The sequence below is a fragment of the Paenibacillus sp. J53TS2 genome (assembly GCF_018403305.1).
Classification (GTDB): domain Bacteria; phylum Bacillota; class Bacilli; order Paenibacillales; family Paenibacillaceae; genus Fontibacillus; species Fontibacillus rhizolycopersici.
This window is the reverse complement of record NZ_BOSK01000002.1, coordinates 163,120-187,862: the sequence shown is the minus strand read 5'-3', so window position 1 is coordinate 187,862 and position 24,743 is coordinate 163,120. Positions and strand designations below refer to the sequence as shown.

Annotated in this window: 22 protein-coding genes; 14 read left to right on the top strand and 8 right to left on the bottom strand. The window is 55.0% G+C overall.

The genetic code is table 11. The features are described from left to right. Nucleotides 1–74: 74 nt before the first annotated feature. A complete protein-coding gene (locus KJS42_RS05435; RefSeq protein WP_213622220.1) occupies nucleotides 75–3,290 on the bottom strand; it encodes an efflux RND transporter permease subunit in 3,216 nt (1,071 codons plus the stop codon). 42 nt (nucleotides 3,291–3,332) lie between these two features. Next, nucleotides 3,333–4,241 (bottom strand): TetR/AcrR family transcriptional regulator, encoded by a 909-nt coding sequence (locus KJS42_RS05430; RefSeq protein WP_155607634.1) that lies wholly within the window; start codon nucleotides 4,239–4,241, stop codon nucleotides 3,333–3,335. Between the two features lie 191 nt (nucleotides 4,242–4,432). Between KJS42_RS05430 and cls the strand changes: the two genes are divergently transcribed. The 9 genes from cls (at nucleotide 4,433) to KJS42_RS05385 (ending at nucleotide 13,438) form a co-directional block, all read left to right on the top strand. Continuing rightward, a complete protein-coding gene (cls, locus tag KJS42_RS05425) occupies nucleotides 4,433–5,941 on the top strand; it encodes a cardiolipin synthase (protein ID WP_193417097.1) in 1,509 nt (502 codons plus the stop codon). Nucleotides 5,942–6,014: 73 nt separating this feature from the next. Next, nucleotides 6,015–7,043, top strand: a complete 1,029-nt coding sequence (gene fni / locus KJS42_RS05420; protein WP_213622219.1) for a type 2 isopentenyl-diphosphate Delta-isomerase — start codon at nucleotides 6,015–6,017, stop codon at nucleotides 7,041–7,043. A 467-nt stretch (nucleotides 7,044–7,510) separates the two neighbouring features. Continuing rightward, on the top strand, nucleotides 7,511–8,071 hold the full coding sequence (locus KJS42_RS05415; protein ID WP_155607637.1) for an ECF-type riboflavin transporter substrate-binding protein: 561 nt from the start codon (nucleotides 7,511–7,513) through the stop codon (nucleotides 8,069–8,071). Between the two features lie 15 nt (nucleotides 8,072–8,086). Next, nucleotides 8,087–9,724: an ABC transporter ATP-binding protein gene (locus KJS42_RS05410; protein ID WP_244868391.1), complete on the top strand. Its 1,638-nt coding sequence runs from the start codon at nucleotides 8,087–8,089 to the stop codon at nucleotides 9,722–9,724. A 105-nt stretch (nucleotides 9,725–9,829) separates the two neighbouring features. Beyond that, a complete protein-coding gene (locus KJS42_RS05405) occupies nucleotides 9,830–10,660 on the top strand; it encodes an energy-coupling factor transporter transmembrane component T family protein (RefSeq protein WP_213622218.1) in 831 nt (276 codons plus the stop codon). A gap of 51 nt (nucleotides 10,661–10,711) precedes the next feature. Then, nucleotides 10,712–11,194, top strand: coding sequence for a GNAT family N-acetyltransferase (locus tag KJS42_RS05400; RefSeq protein ID WP_193417101.1), 483 nt, complete (start codon nucleotides 10,712–10,714; stop codon nucleotides 11,192–11,194). A gap of 110 nt (nucleotides 11,195–11,304) precedes the next feature. Then, entirely contained in the window at nucleotides 11,305–12,405 is a 1,101-nt protein-coding gene (gene ychF, locus KJS42_RS05395) for a redox-regulated ATPase YchF (protein WP_155607641.1), read from the top strand. Nucleotides 12,406–12,656: 251 nt separating this feature from the next. Beyond that, the gene (locus KJS42_RS05390; RefSeq protein WP_418888796.1) at nucleotides 12,657–13,001 is read left to right on the top strand and encodes a TM2 domain-containing protein; all 345 of its coding nucleotides are present in this window, start codon (nucleotides 12,657–12,659) and stop codon (nucleotides 12,999–13,001) included. 2 nt (nucleotides 13,002–13,003) lie between these two features. Next, the gene (locus KJS42_RS05385) at nucleotides 13,004–13,438 is read left to right on the top strand and encodes an NINE protein (RefSeq protein ID WP_213622217.1); all 435 of its coding nucleotides are present in this window, start codon (nucleotides 13,004–13,006) and stop codon (nucleotides 13,436–13,438) included. Between the two features lie 45 nt (nucleotides 13,439–13,483). On the opposite strand, the gene KJS42_RS05380 is transcribed toward KJS42_RS05385, so the two are convergent. From KJS42_RS05380 to KJS42_RS05355, 6 genes are all read right to left on the bottom strand, one after another. After that, nucleotides 13,484–14,791 carry an MFS transporter gene (locus tag KJS42_RS05380; RefSeq protein WP_213622216.1) on the bottom strand — a complete coding sequence of 436 codons (1,308 nt, stop codon included), beginning with the start codon at nucleotides 14,789–14,791 and terminating at the stop codon, nucleotides 13,484–13,486. A gap of 110 nt (nucleotides 14,792–14,901) precedes the next feature. Next, nucleotides 14,902–15,642 (bottom strand): isochorismatase family protein, encoded by a 741-nt coding sequence (locus tag KJS42_RS05375; RefSeq protein WP_155607645.1) that lies wholly within the window; start codon nucleotides 15,640–15,642, stop codon nucleotides 14,902–14,904. A gap of 28 nt (nucleotides 15,643–15,670) precedes the next feature. Then, complete coding sequence (locus KJS42_RS05370) at nucleotides 15,671–16,732, bottom strand: ABC transporter substrate-binding protein (protein WP_244868390.1); 1,062 nt, start codon at nucleotides 16,730–16,732, stop codon at nucleotides 15,671–15,673. Between the two features lie 51 nt (nucleotides 16,733–16,783). Further along, entirely contained in the window at nucleotides 16,784–17,647 is an 864-nt protein-coding gene (locus tag KJS42_RS05365) for an ABC transporter permease (protein ID WP_193417104.1), read from the bottom strand. 31 nt (nucleotides 17,648–17,678) lie between these two features. Beyond that, on the bottom strand, nucleotides 17,679–18,476 hold the full coding sequence (locus KJS42_RS05360) for an ABC transporter ATP-binding protein (protein WP_213622215.1): 798 nt from the start codon (nucleotides 18,474–18,476) through the stop codon (nucleotides 17,679–17,681). Nucleotides 18,477–18,608: 132 nt separating this feature from the next. Further along, complete coding sequence (locus KJS42_RS05355; RefSeq protein ID WP_193417106.1) at nucleotides 18,609–19,529, bottom strand: LysR family transcriptional regulator; 921 nt, start codon at nucleotides 19,527–19,529, stop codon at nucleotides 18,609–18,611. Between the two features lie 204 nt (nucleotides 19,530–19,733). On the opposite strand from KJS42_RS05355, the gene prfA reads away from it, so the two are divergent. The 5 genes from prfA to spoIIR all read left to right on the top strand — a co-directional run bounded on the left by prfA (nucleotide 19,734) and on the right by spoIIR (nucleotide 24,608). Continuing rightward, nucleotides 19,734–20,801 (top strand): peptide chain release factor 1, encoded by a 1,068-nt coding sequence (gene prfA / locus KJS42_RS05350; protein ID WP_155607650.1) that lies wholly within the window; start codon nucleotides 19,734–19,736, stop codon nucleotides 20,799–20,801. A gap of 25 nt (nucleotides 20,802–20,826) precedes the next feature. Continuing rightward, nucleotides 20,827–21,696, top strand: a complete 870-nt coding sequence (gene prmC, locus KJS42_RS05345; protein ID WP_213622522.1) for a peptide chain release factor N(5)-glutamine methyltransferase — start codon at nucleotides 20,827–20,829, stop codon at nucleotides 21,694–21,696. 117 nt (nucleotides 21,697–21,813) lie between these two features. Then, nucleotides 21,814–22,089 (top strand): hypothetical protein, encoded by a 276-nt coding sequence (locus KJS42_RS05340; RefSeq protein ID WP_213622214.1) that lies wholly within the window; start codon nucleotides 21,814–21,816, stop codon nucleotides 22,087–22,089. A gap of 243 nt (nucleotides 22,090–22,332) precedes the next feature. Beyond that, complete coding sequence (locus tag KJS42_RS05335) at nucleotides 22,333–23,553, top strand: FtsW/RodA/SpoVE family cell cycle protein (protein ID WP_193417108.1); 1,221 nt, start codon at nucleotides 22,333–22,335, stop codon at nucleotides 23,551–23,553. A 368-nt stretch (nucleotides 23,554–23,921) separates the two neighbouring features. Next, nucleotides 23,922–24,608 carry a stage II sporulation protein R gene (spoIIR, locus tag KJS42_RS05330; RefSeq protein ID WP_193417109.1) on the top strand — a complete coding sequence of 229 codons (687 nt, stop codon included), beginning with the start codon at nucleotides 23,922–23,924 and terminating at the stop codon, nucleotides 24,606–24,608. Nucleotides 24,609–24,743: the final 135 nt, after the last annotated feature.

The following is a 24,743-nucleotide window of genomic DNA, read 5'->3' as shown; positions in this document are numbered from 1 at the left end:
TTGCGTCGCTACAATCGGGGCGGTTTGAAAAGACGGCGCAGGATATACTACCCTGCGCCGTCTTTTTGCTGTTATTACTCCGCTTCTTTGGCCGACAAATCGCGACGGCGGAACTTCATCAAGAATTCGTACACGATCGGCACGATGACCAGCGTAAGCAGCGTCGAGCTGATCAGGCCGCCGATGACGGTGATGCCGAGCCCGCGCGAGATGATCCCTGCGCTGTGCTCCCAGCCGAAGACCAGCGGCAGCAGTGCGCCGATCGTTGCCAAGGCGGTCATCAGAATCGGACGAAGCCGCGTCGTTCCCGCTTCCAGCAATGCTTCTCGGGTCGATAAACCTTCGCGCTCCTTATGGATAACGCGGTCGATCAGCACGATCGCGTTGGTGACGACGATACCGATCAACATGAGCACGCCCATTAAGGCCGAGACGTTTAGCGTCTCTCCGCCGATCAGGAGACCTACCATGGCTCCGATGACAATGAACGGCAGGGAGAACAGAATCGTAAACGGAGCCAGACCGCCGCCGAACGTGACGACGAGGACAAAGTAAACGATGGCGATGGCTGCCAGCATGGCGATGCCCAGTTGGCCAAACGTATCGTTAATCTGTTCGGTTACGCCGCCGAATTTCACGGTGACGCCGTCCGGCAGATCCAGCTTATCGATTTTCTCCTGCAGGCTGGACGAGGCTTTTTGTACGTCGGTGGACGTGATTTTTGCACTGACTTCAACGACCATCTTCCCGTCGATCCGCATGATGGAATCCGGGGAAGTGCCCTTTTCAACCTTTGCAACGTCCTTGATTGGGACTTGAATGCCCAGCGGCGAAGCCAAGGTTTCGTTCTCAATATCGGTGATGCTGTTATAAGTTTGGCTGTCCGTTTCGATATACACGTTGTATTTCTTGCCGTCGATCGCAACCTCTGTCAGGACCGGACGCTCGCGAACCGGGCTCAGCTTCATGGCCAATTGGCCCGGCGTCAAGCCCAGGGAGCTCAGCTTCTCTTGGTCCGCAACCAAGGTGTACTGCTCATAGGTTTTCGAGAGGCTGGTATCGCCTTTTTCGAAGTTCTTCGTATCTTCTTTGATCAAAGCAAGGATTTGGTCCGATACCGGCTTGATTTGCTCCAGCTCATCTCCAAATACGTTGACACTAAGCGAACCGCCGCCCAAACCACCGGTCATGAGTTCGGACATATCGCTCCACTCACCTTTCGGAAGCTCGGTTCGCAGACCTTCGATCAACTGTTCCTTCACATCGCTGAAATGATCGGTATCCGGATCATAGGCGATGTAGAACAAGGCTGAATTGGAGGAGCCCATTCCCAGTGGATTGTCGCCGCCAACGGAATACTGCATCTTGTCGACGCCAGGTTGATCCAAAATGTATTTCTCAACAATCAGCATATCCTTCTCCACATCTTCCAGTTGGGTTCCCGGTTCTGGGGAGTAGGTCGCCATTACATATTTATCCTCTTGCTCAGGCAGGAAGCTGACGCCAACCAGCGGATACAGGAACAAGCTGCCAACCAGTAAGACGACCGCAAGCCCGAAGGTAATCAGCTTATGCGACAGCGACCATTCCAGAATACGCCGATAACCGCGGGCAATGCCTCTTGGCTTCTCGTCATGGTGGTGTGACTTACCGAGACCCTTGCGGAACAGCGTATGCGCCAGCGCAGGCACGAGGGTGATAGCAACCAGCAACGAGGCCAGCAGCGAGAAGACCATCGTATAGGCAAACGGCTTGAACAATTCCCCGACCATCCCGCTGACAAAAGCGAGCGGCAGGAACACGGCAATCGTGACGATTGTCGAAGACATAATCGGGACGAACATCTCCCGCGTTGCTTCAATGACCAGCTTGCTGCCCTTCAGCTTCTCGCCGGTCAAGGACAAACGGCGGTAAATGTTCTCGATCACGACGATCGAGTCGTCGACGACGCGGCCGATGGCAACGGTCATAGCGCCTAACGTCATCATGTTCAGCGTAATATCCATCTGCTTCAGGGCCAGAATGGCAATAAGCAGGGACAATGGAATCGAGATAATAGAAATAATGGTGGAACGGATGTTACGCAGGAAGATCAGGATGATCAACACGGCAAACAAGGCGCCGAACAGCGCTTTGGACAACATCGTGTTCACCGAGTCGGTGATCGGCTGACCTTGGTCGAGCAGGACCGTAAAGTTGATATGCTCGTATTGTTTGCCTAGAACTTTAGCTGCATCCTTGACCTGGTTGACAACGTCAACGGTATTGGCATCGTTGGACTTGACGATCTGAATGCCAATCGATTCCTCCCCATTGGTCCGGGAGATCGATTCGGCTTTGCCGATCGTTTCGATGTCGGCGATATCGCCAAGTTTGACGGTCGGGATGCCGGCCGGAACAGCGCCCATGGTTCCGCTAGCGTCAGCACCGGCAGCAGCGCCAGTAGAAGCGCCAGCAGCACCCGCTGCAGCACCTGTGCTGCCTGCAGGCATACCTGCCCCAGCTGCAGCTCCTCCAGCGGCCCCAGCTGTACCTGCTGAACTTGGGATGACCGGAATGGCCAAGTTTTCCAAGTCTTCTACGGTCGTGATGTTGCCGTCAACGACAACGGCTTTCTGGGATTGCTCCAGGCTGAACAATCCAAGCGGAACGCGGAGCGCGGAGCCCTGTACGATCCCCTTCACGGTATCTTCCGTCAGGCCCAGCTCTTTCAGCTTGGCCTGGTCGAACTTCAGGCTGACTTCACGAACGAATTGGCCGGCGATTTGTACTGAAGCGACGCCGTCCAGATCCTCAAGTGCAGGTTTGATGTCGTTCTCCGTAATCCGGGTCAAATCCTCGAGACTGCCGGATTCTTTATCCGATAAACTGAGGGAAACGACCGGCATGGAACTCAAACTGAACCGGGTAATTTGCGGCTTCTGCGCGCCTTCGGGAAGCTGCACATCGTTCAGCGCTTCGCGAACGGCCGCGGTGGCATTGTCTAGGTTCATGCCATATTCGAATTCAATGATCAGCGAGGCGGCGTTCTCCATCGAAGTGGAGGTGACTGTCTTTACGCCGTCGACATTATGCAGCCGCGTCTCCAGCGGCTTGGTGATCTCCTCAACCACGCCCTCCGGTGCGGCCCCAGGATATACGGCTGTTACACTAAGGTAAGGCACGTCGATGTTCGGAATGGTTTCCTGCTTCATGGTCAGACCGCTGTACAAACCCACGGCGGTAACGATCACCGTGAGCAGCCAGATCGCGAACTTATTGCGCAAGGAAAATTGAATGATACTCTTCATAAGCGGGTTTCTGCTCCTCTCTTTCTATGGGTGAACAATGATTTACGAGTACTGGATATAAACCTGATGCAGCTGCTCCAGTTCTGCCGAACGAGGGGCTAGCTCCGGGATCGCAGCCAAATTGGCCAGCATTCCTTTGATGATGGCGCGGCGCGGGCGAAGCTCCAAGACTTCATGCTCGAGAATTTGCAGGGCTTCCAGCGCTTCCTGCTGCCTGTCCGGGTCGGCGATGGCGTCGCCAATCGCATCGCGGATTGCCTTGATCGTAACCAAAGGATGCTGCTGCAAATCCAAACTGCCCGGAGCGCCTTCGGACATGAGCCGCAGCGTCTCTTCGGAGATTAGCGGGACCGGGCGATTGTTCAACTGATGCTGCGCCGAGAGGTCGAGCAACTCCATGAGGTGCTCGGCCATCCGTTCCGGTGAAGCGGAAACATGGGGCTCGAACAGCAAACGGACATAAATGCCGACCATGCCATAAGCGATCGTTAACAGATCGCCCGTGTACGGCTCGATCTTCGGCCCGTAGACCGCTTCCAGCTTGTTCTTGCCGTGCCGTAACAGCTTGGCGTTGTGGGCTTGGACTGCCGCCGGCTCCTTGTACGGTGTGCCGTTCTTATGCCAGTCCTGGAATTGCATGATCAGGAATTCACGCAACTCAAGCACCAGTTCGAGCATCACGACCAGTTGGCGCCGGAGTTTCTCTCTTGGCGTCAACCCTTGCTGCATCTCTACCTGTGTCAGATGGTCGAGCAGCAGCTGGTAGCAGTAGTCGAACAAGCTCTGCTCCAGTTCCTCCTTCGATTTGAAGTGAAGGTACAGGCTACCCTTGGACATCCCGCAGGCTTCGGCGATCTCCTGCATCGATGTGGCGGACGAGCCCTTGGCCGCAAACAGCTGCATGGCAGCTCGTAATATCAGCTTCTTCTTGTCGATGGATGGTTGAGACAAAAAGTGCCGAACCCCCTTTCTCTGACTCGTGGGTTCTCGTTTTGACTTATTGGTCAATTTTGATTATAGTACAAAGCCCAAGCGGATACAAATCGGCGCACGAGTAGATTTTTCCCTTTCACCAGTAGGAAGAATTCGAACGTTCATGTAGAATATAATCAAGCATCATTAGAAAAAGAAGGAGTACAACGATGAGACGGGGACTTCAAATCATTTTCATCGCCGCGATTTTATTTGCTTTCTATTATTTCGGATTTGGCGTCTTCGGTAAATTCGGCGGTACGCTCGTTAGTATTTTTCAAACCTTGACCGTCATCACGATTGGTCTCGCCATATTTATGGAGAACCGCAATCCGTCCAGCACCGTGGCTTGGATTATCGTGCTTGCTCTGCTGCCGGTTGTTGGGCTCTTGCTCTATTTTTTGCTGGGACAAAACTATTTCAAACGGCGCAAATTCGATAAAAAAGCGGAACAGGACCGCCTCAGCTACGAGCGGATCGACCGCAGCGGTCACCCGTTGCCCCGCGACTTATCGCAGTTCAGCCCCGGCCAGCAGCGTTTATTGCATCTATCTCAGCGTTTGGCTCGCACGCCTTATTCGATGGCGACCCGCACGCAGGTGCTGACAAACGGGGAAGAGACGTTCACCAATCTGCTGCGCGAGCTCAAGAAAGCCGAGCATCATATCCACATGGAATATTACATATATCGTGCCGACGACATCGGGCGGGAAATCCAGAAGACGTTGATGGAGAAGGCACGAGCCGGTGTCGAGGTGCGTTTTATGTTTGACGCCGTCGGCAGTATCGGCTTGCCTAAATCATTTATCGCGGAGCTGCGGGAGGCCGGAGTTAAGGTGGGCATTTACGGACAAATGCGTTTTCTGGCCCTGTCGAGCCGGGTCAATTACCGTAACCACCGCAAGATCGTCGTTATCGACGGTAATACTGGATTTATCGGCGGACTTAACGTTGGCGACGAATATTTGAGCCGCAGCAAAACCTATGGCTTCTGGCGCGACACGCACATGCTGGTCAAAGGGGAGGCGGTTCGGTCGCTGCAGATCATTTTCCTGCAGGACTGGCAGTACGTCACCGGGGAGAAAATTATGGATCTAGCCTACCTGTCCCCGGAGCTTGAGCAGGGGTGCAGCGGCGCGGTACAAATCGTGCCAAGCGGCCCGGACAACGAAAGCCGGACGCTCAAGAACATCTTCTTCGCGATGATCTCGTCGGCGAAAAAGTCGGTGTGGCTGGCGACGCCGTATTTTATCCCGGATGAAGATATCTTGACCGCGCTGCGTGTGGCCGGCTTATCGGGGATCGATGTGCGCATCCTGTTCCCGGCTAAACCGGATAAATGGCTGCCGTTTCTGGCGTCTCATTCCTATTTCCCTTCGTTGCTGGAGGTTGGAGTGAAAATTTTCGAATACGAAAAGGGTTTTCTGCATTCCAAACTGCTGATCGTGGACGGGGAAGTGGCTACGGTCGGCACGGCCAATATGGATATGCGCAGCTTTCATTTGAATTTCGAGGTCAATGCGCTCTTGGTGCAAAGCGACAGCGTCGCCAAGGTCGTGAACAATTTCGAGCGTGACCTGCTGTCGGCAAAACTGATCGACAAGCATGATTTCATGAATAAGAGAATTCTGGTGCGCCTTGCGGAATCCGCGGCCCGTCTGTTGTCTCCGCTGCTGTAACACGGGCGGGCAAGGGTTGGCGATAGTCGACCGGCGTATTTTTAGGGTGAGGTAAAGAAGGAGGGTCTTCGGCATGGAACCAACATCGGAACGTAAAACGGAGCATATCCGCCTTTGTCTAGAGGAGCAAGTGAACGCAGAGGGGATTCGCAACGGATTCGAGAAATTTCGCTTTCGCCATAACGCGCTGCCTGAGCTGGATTTCACGGAAATCAACCTGAAAACAATGTTTCTTGGCGCTTCGTTGCGTACACCGCTGCTGATCAGCTCGATGACCGGCGGGAGCCGACTGGCCGGCGAGATCAACACACGCCTCGCCGAAGCGGCGGAACGGCGGGGCTGGTCCATGGGCGTCGGCTCGGTCCGGGCCGCCGTGGAACGGGACGAGCTTGCGCCTACGTTCGCCATTCGGCGGTTTGCGCCGACCATCCCGATCATCGCCAACCTAGGCGCAGTGCAGCTCAATTACGGCTATGGGCCGGAGAATTGCAAGCGGGCGGTGGAGATCGCCGGAGCGGACATGCTCGTGTTGCATCTGAACAGCTTACAGGAGGTGTTCCAGCCGGAAGGGGATACGAACTTCGGCGGGTTGCTGGAGCGGATCGAGGAGGTCTGTCGCGAGCTGCCGATCCCGGTTGGCGTAAAGGAAGTCGGCTGGGGCATCGACGGCGCTACGGCGAAACGGCTGCGCGAGGCAGGCGTTGCCTTCATCGATGTCGCAGGCGCCGGCGGAACCTCGTGGAGCCAGGTCGAGAAGTTCCGCGGCAGCGACCCTGTGCGCCGCGCGGCAGCGGAAGCATTCGCGGATTGGGGCATCCCCACCGCCGAATGCATCCGCGAAGTGCGGGCGGCGCTGCCGGATGCCGCCCTAATTGGCAGCGGGGGCCTGAACACCGGTGTGGATGCCGCCAAAGCGCTGGCGCTTGGCGCGGACCTGGCCGGGTTCGGCCGGGCGCTGCTCGAACCGGCGGTGCATTCGGAGGAGCGGCTGGACGCGCTTCTGGAGCGCGTTGAGCTGGAGCTCCGCACCGCCATGTTCGGCATTGGCGCCGGCAGCATTCCGGCGCTGCGGGGGACGCCGCGGCTCGTGCGCCGCGAGTAGCGCAGGGAGACCGGCCGTGGCCAGATAGAGCAGGGTGTGGGTCCGCTCGGGGGAGCTTGGCCGGCTCTTTGCACGATTATCCCCTTTATTCAGGAAGCGGATGGGATGGAGTCAGGGGAAAGTCGATAGGAGCCAATTGAATCTAATGGAAGTGGATAAGATCGGATAACCGGATAAACCGGATAGGATCGGACCAGGTGGACTCCTGATCTGATTAATAGGGACAATGACTTGTCCGTGGGCTTTTCCATGACCTGATTAATAGGGATAATGGTCAAAAGGGCTGGACAAGAGAATAGGGCCTCCGTTTAAATCCAACTAAACCAGTAAGAATTTCGTTGCAATTCAATAGATTAGCCCTTATATTGAAGGTAAATACCGGTTCGCTAGGACAGCAGCCGGTTCATACTTATTCGACGGCAGAGCCCATACTGAGGTTGGGTATTGATGCAGAGGGGGATGTGGAAATGAAACCTTCATTGTGGAAATGGAACACGAGGACAGTGGTGACCATCGGGATTGGGGCTGCACTGTACGGAGCGACGAGCTGGATTGGCATCCCGATTGCACCGGATACGCAGCTGCGCCCGGCTATTGCCTTGCTGGCAATTTTCGGCGCGCTGTTTGGGCCGATCGTTGGCTTTATCGCCGGATTTATCGGGCATGTCATTAACGATTTAATTACAAGCGGCACTGTCTGGTGGGGCTGGGCATTGGGCTCGGGGATCACCGCGGCGTTTATGGGACTGATTTATTTAGCGAAGGATTTCAACGCTCAGGAAGGACAGATGAAGAAAAATCACGTTGCCTGGTTCGTCGTGTACGGGATCGTGGGGATCTTCGTTTCGCTGGCGTTTTCCGGGTACTTCGACATCCTCGTGATGGGCGAGCCTAATGACAAAATTGCGGTACAGGTCATCTCTGCGGGTCTGGCGAATCTTGCCGTGTTCCTCATTCTGGGACTGCCGGCGGTGCTGGCTTACGTGAAGCGTAACCGTAACAACTCGAACTTAAGCGTGGACAGATAGGAGCTTACTGAAAAGATGCAAGCAGTCATAACTTTCCGACAGTTCAGTTTCCGCTATAAAAACCAAAGCGAACCTACGCTAAAGAATATTCATTTGGAGATCGCACGCGGGGAGAAAATATGGATCGCCGGCCCAAGTGGTTCCGGCAAATCGACATTAGCCCATTGTATCAATGGGCTAATTCCCTTTTCGTACGGCGGCGAGATGTCCGGGCAGCTGCTGCTGGACGGTCAAGACGCCTTGGGAATGACGATCTTCGAACGCAGCCGCCGGATCGGGACGATCCTGCAAAATCCGGATGCCCAATTTGTCGGTCAGACGGTCGGTGAGGACGTGGCTTTCCAATTGGAAAATGAAGCAGCCCCGCATGACGTGATGAAGACGGCCGTCTCTTCTGCACTGGAACTCGTTGGGATGCAAGCCTATGAGGCGCAAGGACCGCATGAGCTGTCCGGCGGGCAAAAGCAGCAGGTGGCGCTGGCCGGTGTATTGTCCACGCAAGCGGATATTTTGCTGTTTGACGAACCGCTCGCAAATTTGGACCCGGCCAGCGGTGCTAAAGCGATGCGGCTGATTGACGAAATTCACCGTAACCAAGGGAAAACGGTGATCTTGATCGAGCATCGGGTCGAAGACGTCCTGTTGGAGCATATCGACCGCGTCGTGGTTATGAACGAGGGGGAAATCGCGGCGATTGGTACGCCGGACGAACTGCTGGCCGCGGGCATCCTCCCCCGTTATGGTTTGCGCCAGCCGCTGTACCTGGAGGCGCTGAGTCATGCGGGACTGCCGCTGTCCGGTTTTACCGATTTGTCCCATCCGGAGAGCCTCAAGCCGACCGAGGATGGCTCCGAGCCGCAGGGACCACCAAGACTCAGCGAATCGCAACTGCGGGATCGGCTGGAGGCTTGGTCGACCTCCGTCCTTCCGGCTGCGCGGGGCAGCCTCGGCGAGCCGTTACTTGAGCTCCGGGGCGTTTCTTTCGCCTACGAGCCGGGCATGAACGCGGTAGCGGACGTCACCCTGACTGTCCGTTCAGGTGAAACGGTTGCCTTGCTCGGCAGTAACGGGGCCGGCAAATCGACGCTGTCGGGTTTGATCACCGGCTTGCATAAGCCCGGTTCGGGCGAGATTTGCCTCCGCGGCGAGGTGATCAATGGCTGGTCGATCCGCCGCCGCGGTGAAGAGATCGGCTATGTGATGCAGCATCCCCATCACATGCTGACGCAGCATATGGTGCGGGACGAGATTCGCATCGGCTTGGTCGCGCGCGGCGTACCTGAACCCGAACGAGAGCAGCGTACGGAAGAAGCACTGCAGATTTGCGGCCTGTATCCGTATCGGAACTGGCCGGTCTCCGCGCTCAGCTTCGGGCAGAAGAAGCGACTCAGCATCGCGGCTATCCTGGCGCTGCAGCCGAAGCTGATGATCTTGGATGAGCCGACGGCAGGACAGGATTACCGGCATTATACCGAATTCATGGAATTCATTAACCGGCTTTCCGGGGAAGGCATGGCCTTCTTGTTTATCACGCACGACATGCATTTGGCGCTGGAGTATGCGGATCGGGCGGCGGTGATGTCGGAAGGACGGGTGATTGCAGAGGATGCGGTAGCCCGGATTCTAGCCGACGGAGATCACCTCCCGGGCTAACCTCCGGGAGACGAGTCTGGCGCGATTCGCCCGGGCTCAGGGGCTGGTCTCGCCTTCGCGATTCGTCGAAGCTTTTATCGCCGCAGAGAAGAAGGTGAAACGAGCATGAGTCAAACGAGTGGGTTGTACGTTGCGGGAGACTCTTATTTTCATCGGATGGACGGCGCGGTCAAGCTGATTTTGCTGCTGACCTGGACGGTCGTCACCTTCCTGTTCATGGATTTGCGCGTATTCGCTGTGATGCTGGCAGGCGGAGTCTCGATGCTGCTTCTATCCCGGGTTCCGTTCCGAAAAATGGCGCTGCTGTTCTGGGCGCTCACGGTCTTTACCTTTGTCAACAGCGTCTTTATTCTTCTGATCACGCCTCGTTTCGGCACGACGTTGACCAGAAGCAATACGCCGCTGATTCCGCTCGGATACGATACCGTCAATACGGAAACGTTGTTTTACGTACTGACTTTGTCACTTAAATACCTGACACTGCTGCCGATTACGTTGCTGTTCATATTCACGACGCATCCCAGTCGTTTTGCCGCCAGCCTACATAAGCTGGGCGTACCTTACAAGCTGGCTTATGCTGTCAGTATCGCCTTTCGCTACATTCCCGATCTGACCAAGGAGTTCCGTACGATCCTCAACGCGCTGCAGATGCGCGGTCTGGGGATCTCCCGCGGCGACGGTACGCTGGTTCAGCGGGCGCGGAATCTGACGCAGGCCGTCGTTCCGTTGCTGCAGTCCTCGTTGCAGCATATCGAATCGGTCTCCGATGCCATGGATTTGCGAGGGTTCGGTACGAAGCAGCAGAGGAGCTGGTATATGGGCACGGTCATGACGGGGTTCGACAAGCTGATTGCGTTGTTGTGCGTTGTTCTGCTGGTTTCCGGAATCTGGCTGAAACGCAGCTTGTTTCAGGGATTTTGGTATCCGTTTAGTTAATTGAAATCTCACTAAGGTCCTTTATGGATCGGCAAAGAGAGGGGTACATTTATGGTGCAATTGGTTCCAATGTCGAAGTCGGAGTACCAGGCATTTCGCAGCCGCTCGGTCCGCGAATTTGCGGAAGAGAAGGTCGCTGCCGGTGCCTGGAAGGCCGACGATGCTCCGGCGCTTTCCGAAGCGGCGTTCCGGCGGTTTCTTCCGGACGATCAGGAGACGGAAGGCGCTTATCTGTTCAACGTTAAGGAGAACGATCAGCTCACTTCTGTCGGCCATCTTTGGTTTAATGTGATGGAGCAGGAGAAAGGCCCAGTTGCGTTTATCCTGGATATCCTGATCTATGAAGAATTCCAGGGCAAGGGCTATGGCCAAGCGACAATGACCGCGCTGGAAGAGAAGGTGCGTGAATTGGGATTGAATACGATCGGTCTTCATGTGTTTGGACATAACCAGCGGGCTTATCAGCTGTATCAAAAGATGGGCTACATCGTCACCGACATCCAGATGAGCAAAACCTTGGAGGATCGCGGCTAAAGCGAGACCCGGGAGCGCCGGGACATCGTTATCCTTGAAATATTTCCTTCGTATCGTTACTATGGTTGAAGGAAGATGAGCAATTACATGAATGAGGAGTTGTCAATGATATGGCTTTAAAAGCAGGCATTGTGGGTTTGCCGAACGTGGGGAAATCCACACTGTTTAACGCGATAACCCAGGCGGGGGCCGAATCCGCCAACTATCCGTTTTGTACGATCGATCCAAACGTCGGCGTGGTTGAGGTGCCGGACGAGCGACTCGACAAGCTGACCGAACTGGTCGTTCCGAACCGCACGGTTCCGACGGCATTTGAATTTGTCGATATCGCCGGATTGGTGCGCGGTGCGAGCAAGGGCGAGGGTCTTGGCAACAAGTTCCTGGCGCACATCCGCGAGGTGGATGCCATCGTTCATGTGGTCCGCTGCTTCGAGGACGAGAATATTACGCACGTGGACGGCAAAATCAATCCGATCAGCGACATCCAAACGATTAACCTGGAGTTGATCTTGGCTGACGTGGAGAGCGTGGAGAAACGGATCGAACGCTCCAAGAAAAATATGAAGGGCGGCAATAAGCAATACGCGCAGGAAGTCGAGGTCCTGGAACGGATCAAGGAGGCGCTCTATAACGATCAGCCGGCACGCAGCGTCGAGCTGAGCGAAGAGGAGAAGCTGATCGTCCGCGATCTGCACCTGCTGACCCTGAAGCCGGTCCTGTATGCGGCCAATGTCAGTGAGGACGGCGTGACCGAGGCTGACAGCAATCCTTTTGTGCAGCAGGTCAAAGAATTTGCGGCAGCCGAAGGGGCTGAAGTTGTACCGATCAGCGCCAAGGTAGAGGCGGAGATTGCGGAGCTGGAAGGCGAGGACAAGGCGATGTTCCTGGAGGAACTCGGTCTGAGCGCTTCCGGGTTAGACCGTTTGATTCAAGCGGCTTACCGGCTGCTTGGCTTGTATACGTACTTCACGGCCGGGGTGCAGGAAGTTCGCGCCTGGACCATTCGCAAAGGGATGAAGGCGCCCCAAGCGGCTGGCGTCATCCACTCCGACTTTGAACGCGGCTTTATCCGCGCCGAAGTGGTCTCTTACAATGACCTTGTCGCAGCCGGTTCGATGAACGCAGCGCGCGAACGCGGCCAACTGCGTCTGGAAGGCAAAGATTACGTCGTTCAAGATGGCGATGTCATGCATTTCCGCTTTAACGTATAATTCAACTTCATACGGCGATGAACCGCTGCCCCAAGAATCGCAAGTGCATGCGAAGCTTGGGGCAGTTTTTTGGTAATTTGCACTATTTTCTCATTCGAAATGGGTTGAATAATGCAGGCGAGTCGGGCATAACTTTGATAAAGAAAGATATACACTTGGGAAAAATTTGCATTGTTTTCATAGTATCGAGTTTGTATACTTAATTCAAGTTTGATTCATTCTTACATCTAGGGGGAGTTTTTTTTATGAGTATGGATTACGCCTTGCACCGCAAGTCCCAATTGGATACCCGGGAACTGCTGTTGCTGGAATCCGAGGTGAAGAGCCAGGGGAAAAACATGATTGTAGCTTACATTCTATGGTATTTCCTCGGCGTTGTTGGGGGCCATCGCTTCTACATGGGGAAAATTGGAACGGCTGTGACTCAGCTGATCTTGTCATTGACGGTCGTTGGGCTGATCGTCACCGGGATCTGGTGGATCGTGGACGCTTTTCTGGTGCACACATGGGTGAAACAGCATAACGCTGAAGTAGAGAACCGGGTCATTGACCGGATCTTCTATGATCGCGGCAGATCTCCGGAGTATCCTATCTAATCATGTTGACCAAAAGCGATCTGACCACGAGCGAACTGTTGCTCCTTAACTCGGAAATGAATAAGCGCGAAAAATCGTTGGGCCTGGCCTACCTGATGCTGCTGGCCGGTCACTTGGGTGTGCATCGCTTCTATCTGAAGCGGATTGCCAGCGGGGTCGTGCAGCTATGCTTATTTATCCTGGCGTTCGTCCTTTATTTTGTGTTTGCCATTGCAGCCGGGATCGAAAGCGTGGATTCACCCGAAACGGCCTATTCGCTGCTATTGCTCATACCGGTCATCCTATTTGGATTGGCACTGACTATCTGGGTTATTGTCGATGCTTGCTTGCTGCCGGGCTTGGTCCGCGACTGGAATGCCAAGCTGGAACAGTCGCTAATCGAACAAATCGCTGCCATACGCCAGCCTGCAAGCGCTGCAGCCCAAGATCATCAATGATGCTGGGACGGGCAACCGTTTCGTCTCATCACAAAGCCGCGAATTTCAACGATGTTGTTGAAATTCGCGGCTTTTGTTTAGATTTGGCCCTCGCAGCGGCCGATCCTTCTCTGCCGATAGATAGAGTTGAAGAGCAAAGGCGCAGCAAGCAAGGAGCAGGAGTCCTATGAGGACGAATGACGTTTGCAAGCTGGCGAAAGTGGTGAAGCAGCCAAACAAAAGCGGGTCCATGAACTGGGCAGCCCGGTTGGACATCAGGCGCAGCCCGACTCCGAGTCCTCGTTCCTCCGGCACTGTGGAGACGGCAATCATGGACAGCGTCATGGGTTGGTTAATGCCGAGCGCCAGACCGGTCACGAAGACCAACGCTGCTATCGCATAAAAATTCGTCAGGAACGGTGCGGCGAAGAGCAGCAGGAGGGAGACGGCGAAGGTCAGGAATAAGGTCTTGCCGAAGCCAAGCTTCGCCATAAGCCGCGGATAGATCGGGCGGACGAACAGGGCCGAGAGCGCACCGATGGAGACGAGCAGTCCGACGCGGGTATTGGAGATCCCTAGCGACTCCAGATGCAAGGGTAGATAGGCTGTTCGCACGTCTACAATAAACAATGAGATAAAGGTTGCCAGCAGAATGACCGCGAATTTGCGGTTTTTTAGTAGCTTGAGGCATTGCTCAAACCATCTTTTCTCGTTGCCGGTGGTCGGGTTGGCGACGTACGCGGAGGCAGCCTCGAATGCTGCCGTCTCGGCAGGATCTTCCGCAGGACTTGGTTGAGCGCCTTGATCTTCACGGCAACGCCAAGAGGTGAAGATCAGCAGCAGGCTGCTCAGGATGTATCCGGCAAACACCATCTTGTAACTAAAACGATCGGCTAAGAATCCCGAGACGATGGGAGCAGTCATTTGGCCGATCGCCATATATAAGGAAAAGGTAGCGAATCGGGACTCGTTCCCTTGGGCAGGTCCTTCGGTAACCAGTACCTGGACTGCCAGCCAAACCGCCATTTGACCCAGGCCTGCGATTAACTGGGCTATCGCCAGCGTCCAAGGACCGGCAGAGATCCCATACAATAAACCGCTCAATAACATCATGACGGAACCGACGCGCAGAACGGTGGTCCGGCCGAATCGGTCGGCGATGAAACCGCCGGGGATCGCGGCCAACATGGGCAACAAAGCATAGACAGCCAGCACCATGCCGATCGCAGCGCTCTGCAGCCCTAACGAGGAGGCATACAGGGCGATGATCGGCCGAGTTAAGGAAAAGGCGAACCAATACAACCCGCAAGATAGGGATATCCAGATGAAGTTGCGGCGCATGGCGGGTGAGACGGATAATGTCGATTCCGGCATAGCGGTTCCCCCTTGGCGAAATAGCTGCCCGGACAAAAGGAACCGACAGTCCCAGGGGAGCGGGACTGCCGGTTCCCTTCGATTCCTTGGCCGCTGGTAATGCTATGACATCAGGAGCTTACGGCAGGGAATGCAATCTTGCCGTCGTGCAAGCCTTTTTCGGTTTGATACAGGTAGCTCACCGCTTCTTCTGTGCTGACGACGTCCGCATATTTCGCATTCATGTCGAAGAGGTTGATGGCGTGGGAGGCTTCGCCGCGATCAAACGTACATTCTTCTACGACTCCGACGTAGAAATTATAGGAGAAGGCGTCGATGACTCCGGCACGGACGCAGCCGCCGGTCGTTGTTCCGCAAATCAGCAGGGTGTCGATGCCTAGATCGGTCAAATAGCCGAGTAGAGGCGTGCCGTGGAAAGGCGAAGGCTTCAGCTTCTCGATCACGATATCGCTCGGTTGAGGCCCAATCTCCCGCACGATCTCGTTGCTGCCGTAACCGGATACCCCTTCGATCTCTCCGGAACGCGTATTTTTTCTGCGCCAGCCGCCGGCGTCAAAGCCATCGGGCCGTCGATCGACACCCGTCGTGTAGAAGATGGGAACCCGTTGCTCCCTGCCGGCATGCAGCAACTGCTGGATATAGGGGATGGCATCCCAGGCGGATTCGCCGCAGCTGTTGCGCCATTGCTTGACGGAGTCAAGGATGGGTTCTTTCCGGTGGCCGCTAAAGCCGTAGCTGACGTCGATGACCAGAATTGCCGGGCGTGCTCCGAATCCGGCCTTGGCGTCGTACCCGGCGCTGCCGAATACCTGTTTGTCACGATCGGTTAAAAAACGGTCCCAAATTCTCATCTTAATACTACCTCCTTAAGATCATGGATTATTTTACGAACTGCGTATCAACGATATCATCGTAGCCGATGGTTTCGTCTTTAAGCAGTCCGGCGGAACGAACGACGGCTAATCCGGTGTTTACGGCTTCCTCGCTGATCTGACCTGAAAACTCCCACATGGCGTCTTCGTAAGAACGGTCGATGGTTGCTTTGAGCAGTTCTTGGGCCATGGTTGGGAATTCCAACTTGGCGATCTCCATGCTCTCTTCTTTGTTGTCGCGAATAAACTCCAGGCCCTTATGGATGCCTTCTACGAATTTGCGAACGGTGTCGGGGTCCTCAGTAATGTTGTCGAGCTTAATATTGATCGTCGAATAAGCGTAGGGTCCAAGCTCCTGGGGGACATTGTAGAACGGCTCTCCCCAAATGCCTTCCTCGATGCCTTGCGTCAGCATCGGTTCGGTCACGACGGCGATATCTCCTTGATTTTGCTGCAGGACCGCGGGGATCGCTCCGGTATCGACTTCTTTCAGCTTCAGGTCCTTGTCGAGCTGTAATCCCCACTCGCCGGCCAAATAACGGATGATCGAGTTCGGCGTACCGCCGTACTGGGATACCGCGACCGTCTTGCCCTTCATAAAGGCAGCGATATCCGTGCCGGGGTCGAGGTCGGAACGGGCAACCAGATAAACATTACCCCGATTCACGATGTTGACGATAGCGCGAAGCTCCGCTCCTTTTGCCTTGGCGAAGGCGTTGTGCTCGGGACCCCCGATAAAGCCGAAAGCCTGATCGGTTAGTACGGCATTGGTGTGGGCGCTTCCGCCCGAAAGGGTCACGGTTTTGACGGTCAGCCCGTCGAAGAAACCTTTGCGGATGGCGATATACAGCGGCAGGTAGCCGGTGCCGTGGACCGGTTCCGCGATCGTGAGCTCTTTGGTTGAACCCGTCTTCGAGTTGTCTGAGGCATTTGCTTCGCTGGAGCTGGCGGGCGTTTCAACTCCGGATTTCTGTGCAGCATTGCCGCCGCATCCAGCGACCAGCGCGGTGATAAGTAATACGGCAACCATGTACAACATGTGGCGTGAGGCAAACGTAGCCTTGGTCATCTTAGATCCCCCTCCGATATCCCTGGTTCTCTTTGTTTTCTTGCAGTTCTCTTATTTGTGGGTGAAGCCCTTGAGCAAAACCTTCTCCAATTTACCGACCAAGAGGTATAGCAGCATGGATAGGATCGACAAATTAAAGATGTTGGCCCAAATCAGACTGATTTCATACGTTTGCCCGGCGTAGAAGATCATACGTCCCAGTCCTTGTTCCGAACCGATATATTCGCCGACGATTGCCCCTGTAAGGGCCAGGCCGATATTAATTCGCAGCGCGGAAATCATCGCCGGAATCGCCGTGGGGACGATGACTTTTCCAAAGACCTGCCGCCTGGAGGCACCCAGCGAATAGACCATTCGGACGAGATCGCGGTCGACGCTGCGCACGCCGTTGTACGTGGTTAATGTGGTGATGACGACGGTGATGGCAAAACCCATGGCGATCTTCGATCCGATGCCGATGCCAAATACTAGAACGATGATGGGGGCAAGAGCCAGCTTGGGCATGGCCTCGAACATGATGATGAACGGCTCGAAAATGCGAGCATAATATTTGGACCACCAGAAGGATAGACCTAACAGCGTGCCACCGGCAGTTCCAAGCAAGAAGCCCAGTACGGTGGAGCGGAACGTATAGATCGTATCCTGCCAGACGGAGCCGGTCTGCACGCCGATCCACCAGGTCTGGGCGATATCCGACGGCTGGCTCCAGAAGAAGGCGTTGATCAACCCTGTACGGGCACCGACTTCCCATAGCAATAAAACTACGAGGAAGACGGCGAATCGTCCGGTGTTCACCAGCCACGTCTTTGGCGTGGCCATCTCGTACTTCAGGGCGTTGGCTCGGGTCCGGGGTGTGCCAGACCTGAGGCTAGCCAGGGGACCACTGCTTTTTACGACATCCGCTTCGCTTGACATCTCGCATCTCTCCTTTCTTTGAGGGTGGGTCTTAAACGGCTGCTTCCTGTTGGTAGGCTTTTAACGTTTCTTCGGATAACGTTCGCAGCGCTTCTTCTTTTAATTGGGTAAATTCCGGGGTCGTGATAATTTGCGGTTTACGGGGCCGCGGCAGGTTAATCGTCATATGGCGCTTGATAGTGCCCGGGCGGGAGGTCATAATGTATACCTCGTCGGATAGATAAATCGCCTCTTCCATGTCATGGGTGACAAACAGGATCGTCTTCTGAAAATCGTCCCAAAGATCGAGCAGCCATTCCTGCATCATGGCGCGGGTCTGGGCGTCCAGTGCACCAAACGGTTCATCCAAGAGGATGATGTCACGGTCATACATGATCGTTCTCAGGAGCGCTGCCCGTTGCCGCATCCCTCCGGAGAGCTGGGCGGGGTAATGATGCTCGAAGCCCTTCAAACCGTACTTGTGGAGCAACGGCAGTGCCTTGGCCTTGGCTTCCCGCTTGGGAGTCCCCTGAATTTCAAGACCCAGGATGACATTGTCCAATATGGTGCGCCAGGGAAGCAGCAAATCCTTTTGAAGCATGTAGCCGGTAATGCCGGTCAGTCCGTCCACGCGGTTGCCGTTCACAAAGATGGCCCCCTCCGAGTTCTGAAGCAGCCCGGAAATGATGTTAAACAAGGTTGATTTTCCGCAGCCGCTGGGACCCACGATGCTAACGAAACGGTGATTGGGGATCTGCATGTTGACCGGGCCAAGTGCCTTAACGGGGGAACCGTCGGCCGCTTGATAGGTCTTGCTGACGTTCTCAAGCTCCATTTTGTACGAGTTCATGGTTTGCCACCTCCTTCGTGTTATATTTATAGTAATATACATTACACGATGGAGGTAATAAGAAGTGCTTATGTAAGAATATATAACACGTAAATAACATTAGAGAGGATCGCGCGAGGAATAGGCAGGAGATTAGGGGGTCCCGCCATTGCGGAAGCGGATGACTTGCGCGTTGATGCCGGCATGCAAATTTGGAAGCAAATCAAGAATATTGTCGGGCGCGGATTGATGATAAACGCAATAGAAGCTTTGCCGCAAACGAATTTCAGGAAGAAGGATTCGCTCGATTTCGGCATCGCTGCCGGCCGCCCATAGGGAAGAAACGGGCAAAAAGGAGCAGCCTGTGCCTTGCTCGACCATTTGACGGATCAAATGGGACGTATCCACCTCGATGAGTTGCCGGGGGGACATCCGCAGCGGACGAAAGAGCTCGTGTTCCAGCAATTCCCTCAGCGGCATGTGGCGCTTGAGCAAGATGAAGGGCACTTCCTCCAGATAAGTTACGAGGCTTTGATAGCGAGGGAAACCAGCCTGCTTCGGGCCGATAAAGACGAGCGGCTCTTCGAATAATTTCACGGTACCCAGTTGGGGGAGCGGGGAATAGGTTTGGTTGATAAAGGAGATATCAAGCTCTCCGGAAGCCGTTCGTAAAGCCAGATCCAGCGACTGCCCGGTGTTGATTTTCCATTGGATCACCGACGTCTGCTCTTTCATCGACTGAATAATGGCCGGCAGCATGACATGGGTTAACGAATCTACGATACCGATTCGGAGCTTCTCCTCCAAGGGAGGTTCGGACAGCATGCGGATCGAGTCTTGTCCAGCTTCCAAAGCGCTAAGGGCATATTGAGCGTAGAAGTAGAATTTGCGGCCTGCCTCCGTCAGGAACGCGCCTGATCGTGTCCGATGAAACAAAGGGGCACCGAGCTCCGCCTCCAGGCCGGCGATCCGGAAACTAACGGCGGGTTGGGTTAAGGCAACCTTCTGGGCGGCTTTGCTCATGCTTTCGCTTTCGGCTACGGCAATAAACACTTTGAGATCGAGCATGTCCATGGGCGAGGCCTCCTTTGTAAGGAATCTGGCGTATAAGTGAGATTATTTTACATGAAAAATCGTGCTCCTGGAAGGGGGCGGGCAGGCTAGTCGGTTTGCGCATTTTGTGATATAATAAAAAGTCGTTTATCCCTGTAAGGTAATGGCTGCGGATGAGCGGCTTTTTATAAGATAAAGTGATTGAATGAAGAGAGGTGACATCCCTTGTTGGACCGACTACAATCCCTAGCCGACCGTTACGAGAAGCTGAGTGAGCTGCTTTGCGATCCGGACGTGGCGAACGACGCCAAACGACTGCGGGATTACTCCAAAGAACAATCGGATTTACAGCCGGCTTATGAGGCGTACACCGAATATAAGAATGTCGTCGAAGAGCTGGAAGCCGCTAAAGTCATGCAGGCCGAGAAGCTGGATGATGAAATGCGCGAAATGGTGAAGATGGAGATCGAGGAACTCAGCACACGTCAGCAGGAGCTGGAAGAGAAGATTCGCGTATTGCTGCTGCCGAAGGATCCGAACGACGATAAGAACGTCATCGTGGAAATTCGCGGTGCAGCCGGAGGGGACGAAGCGGCTTTGTTTGCCGCCGATTTGTACCGGATGTATACGCGGTATGCCGATTCTCAAGGCTGGCGCATCGATATTATGGACATGAATGAAAGCGACCTGGGCGGTTTTAAAGAGGTTATCTTTATGATTAACGGCCGAGGCGCATATAGTAAGCTGAAGTACGAAAGTGGTGCGCATCGCGTGCAGCGGATTCCTTCGACGGAATCCGGCGGGCGGATTCACACGTCAACTTCGACGGTAGCCGTTCTGCCGGAAGTTGAAGACGTGGATATTGAAATTCTCGATAAGGATATCCGCGTCGATACGTTCTGCTCCAGCGGGGCGGGCGGCCAATCGGTCAACACGACGAAATCCGCCGTGCGGGTTACGCATATCCCGACCGGCATCGTGGCGACTTGTCAAGATGGTAAATCGCAGAACTCGAACAAAGAAAAGGCGCTGCAGGTGTTGCGTGCCCGGATCTTCGATATGAAGCGACAGGAAGAGGAAGCGAAATACGCCGGCGAGCGGAAGAGTAAAGTCGGCACCGGGGATCGCAGTGAGCGGATCCGGACCTACAACTTCCCGCAAAGCCGGGTAACCGACCACCGCATCGGCCTGACCTTGCATAAGCTGGATCAGGTGATGAACGGCGAGATCGGTGAGATCGTATCGGCGTTGACGATTGCCGAACAAGCCGAACTGATGGATAAAGGAGAATAACGTTTTGCACAGCGAAGGATACCGGATGTCCGGTGCAATGACGATTTGGGAAGCCCGTAAAGAGGCTTCTTCTTTTTTAGCGGCGGCGGGCGTGCGGGAGCCGGAGTCGAACGCGGAGCTGCTGCTCCGCCATGTGCTGGGCCTTGCGGGCGCGGCGTATTTGGCCGCGCTTCGTGACCCGTTCCCGGCGGACAAGCAGGACACCTGGGAAACGGTGGTCCGCCGCAAAGCGGCGGGCGAGCCAGCGCAGTACATTATCGGGGAGCAGGAGTTCTACGGGTTGACCTTCCAGGTCAACCCGGCAGTGCTGATCCCCCGACCGGAAACGGAGCTGCTCGTGGAGCGCATCGCGTTGGAAGGCGATGCGCTGTGGCCCGGCGGCGCGCCGTACGCCGCCGACATCGGCACCGGCAGCGGCGCGATTGCCGCGGCCCTGGCTCATCTGCGCCCAGCCTGGCGCGTCGCGGCGAGCGATATCTCGCCGGATGCTTTAGCGGTGGCGCAGGACAATGTCCGGCGGCTCGGCCTTGCCGTGGCGTTCAAGCAGGGGGACCTGCTTGAACCGTTCGCCGGCGAGCCGCTGGACATCGTGGTGTCGAATCCGCCGTATATCCCGGCGGAGGACATCCCGCACCTGCAGCCGGAGGTGCGGGACTTCGAGCCGCGCGGCGCGCTGGACGGCGGTCCGGACGGGCTCATGCCCTACCGGACCCTGATGGCGCAGCTCGCGCTGCTGCCGCGGCCGCCTCGCCTGATCGGCTTCGAGCTCGGCCAGGGCCAGGCCGCCGACGTTGCGGAGATGCTCCGCGCCGCCGGCCATTGGGACAAGATCGTGACGGTTCCCGATCTCGCCGGCATCGACCGCCACGTGCTGGGCATCGCGCGGGGGCGTTAGCCCTCGTTTTTACGCGACTCTATGAAAATAGGTGAAGCTCCTCAACCAAAAGCCGCTCACTTTGAGAGGGTAGTTTCATAGAATGTGGTATCTCAAGCCGAAAGGAGGAGATTCCACATGGCGTTCACATTGACGTTTCCGTATGCGCAAGCAGCTGGCGTCGGCCAAGGTTATTTCGTGGCCGCCGACCCGCTGGGCCCGACCGGGATCGTTACAGTTGCGGCTTCGCTGGGTAACGTCGAGCTTCGCATTACCCGGTATAACGCGCCGGATTTTATCCAGACCGTGATGGAAGGTAATACGTTTACCGTTGAGCTCGGCAATATTCAAACCATCGGTATTTTTGCACTGACGTTTGCCACGGGCCTCGTCACTTTGATCACTCCCGTTTAACCTGCGTTCCCCCATTTTCCCCTTCTTATCCCGACCCCCATTTCGGGCGCCGACGCTTGCGTCGGCGTTCTTTTTTTGCGCCGTTGAAGAGAGAAAACCCGTCTCCGGGTAAAAATAACCTTAAAAGGGGAAACCTTTTGCTGGTTTCACCCGTTATTTGGGTCGAAGGGCTCATTTGTAGTTGAGCGGGGTTTCTTTTAAAGTAAAGATACGGGGTTTCTAGATAAAGAAAAGAGGATGTTCATGCTGAGCAAACTGAAAAAAATCGATTACTCCATCGTCTTGATCTTGCTGTTGCTCATGGTCATCAGTATCGCGGTGCTGTACAGCGCCACGTCGCATACCCAGTATCACGGCTACCACCTTCGCATGCTGGCGTATTATGCGCTGGGGTTTGTCGTATTTTTTGGCGTCTCCATTCTCGACTATCGGCTGCTCGTCAAATATGCGCCTTATTTCTATCTGTTCGGCTTCGGGCTGCTGGTCGTCGTTATGTTCATCGGGAATACGTATTACAACGCCAAGGGATGGCTGACGATCCCGGTCATTAACCAAAGCTTTCAACCGGCGGAATTCTTTAAGCTGTTGCTGGTCATCTTCCTCGGGTTTATGTTGCTTCGCAAACGCAAACCCCGGCTTTCGTTCTGGCGCGACGTCGTGCCGATCTGCCTGTTGACCTTTGTCCCGTTTGTCGCCGTGATGGCGCAGAACGATTTGGGAAATGCGCTTAGCTATGTCATCATTTTGGCGGGCATGCTGTGGATCGGGAACATTAAATACTGGCACGCCCTGATCGCCCTCGTGATTTTCGCGGGTTCGGTGATCGGCGGAATTACCGCCTATAAGACGTATCACGACCAAGTGTACAATTTCTTCGTCGAGATCGGTCGGGAGCATTGGATCAGCAGAATCGATCCCTGGCTGATCCCCGAGAAAGCGTCGGAGGACGCTTCCTATCACACCCGGAACGCCAAGCTGGCGATCGCCTCTGGGGGGATGACCGGGGAAGGGTACATGAAAGGGGAAACGGTTCAATCGGAGCGCGTGCCGCTTACGTATTCGGACTCGATCTTTGTGGTGATTGCCGAGGAATTTGGCTTTATCGGAAGCTCGGCACTATTACTGCTGTATTTCGTGCTGATCCATAGGCTTATCTTGATATCCCTCGAGAGTCGCGAGGCGAGCGGGCCGTTCCTCATCGTGGGGATCGTCGCGATGCTGCTGTATCAGATCTTCGAAAATATCGGCATGTTCATCGGCCTCATGCCGCTGACGGGCATCACGTTGCCCTTCATCAGCTACGGCGGGACCTCGCTGCTGATTAATATGGCGAGCATCGGCGTAGCGATGAGCATCCGGATTTACGGCCAAGAGAAGGAAGAGGACAACCCGGTGCCGGCGGCGTCATCGTCTTCGCGTTACGCCTTGCTGAGAACCAAGCGACGGCCGGAGAAGCAGGGATGAGCGAGGGGCGCGTGAGGTCATTTTGAGTTGGTGTGAGGTCGTTTTTGACCGGGACGGGATGTGCGACTTCGAATAGAGTTACTTGATCACCTTATTTTTGCGCGGTGCAAGGATATCGCCGAAATAAGGTGATTTTTTATGCTTATTTCCGGATGCGGTGGCTATAATAGCGGATTTGAAGGGGGATAAGGTGAAAGTTTCATCTTATTTGGCTCGAAAAGGGGAGATCAGCGGAAATAGGGTGATTTCTTCACTCTATTTTTCGCGGGCAAAAATTTACTAGATTCCTAGGTTTAGAAGTCTCTTAACCGGACATACTGATAGACATCAGCTGCTGAAATACCGGTTTTGGTTAGGAGCAAGAAATCATGAGCCAACGTACACCTTCCCGTAAGAAAATCGCCCTTTTCTTCTTTTCTATTGTGATGTTGTTGATGTCCTGGGAGGGACAGATGGTTGATACCGCCGCTGCGGCAGGCACGCAAGGGGTCATTCCGCAGGAATCCATTCGGCTGCGCATTCTGGCGAATTCGGATGGAACCGGCGATCAGCTCGTCAAACGCCGCGTCCGCGATGCTGTGGTTGAGCAGATGAATGGCTGGGTTGCCGAGTTGGAAAATCCGCAAAGCTTGGAGGAGGCCCGCCGGGTGATCCGCGATCATCTGCCTGCCATCGAGGAGCAAGTCGGTCAGACGCTCAAGCAATATGGGAAAAGCTACGATTATCAAGTCGAGCTCGGCACGGTCCCCTTTCCGACGAAAATGTACGGCGGCGCGGTGTACCCGGCCGGCAATTATGAAGCGCTGCGCGTGACGCTCGGCGAAGGGAAAGGGAAGAACTGGTGGTGCGTGCTGTTTCCGCCGCTATGCTTCATCGACGCCGGTAGCGGAGATGCACTGGCGAAGGATGCAGGGACGGCCACGATCGCGAAGACTTCGGCTGAAGGGATCTCGAGGGATGCTGTTCAGGTCGAGCCAGAACAAACAGAGGTGCGGTTCTTTCTGTGGGACATGCTGGTGAATTTCTGGAACTGGATTACAAGTTTATTTGTTTAATGGTTCATAGGATGAGATACCGTTCGGAGGAATCCGGGCGGTTTTTTTGTGGGCTTCGCCGGGACGGGCTATGCGCATGGACGGGTTCGGGTATAATAGTAGAATATCGATATTGAACAGTTTGGGATGAGCGAG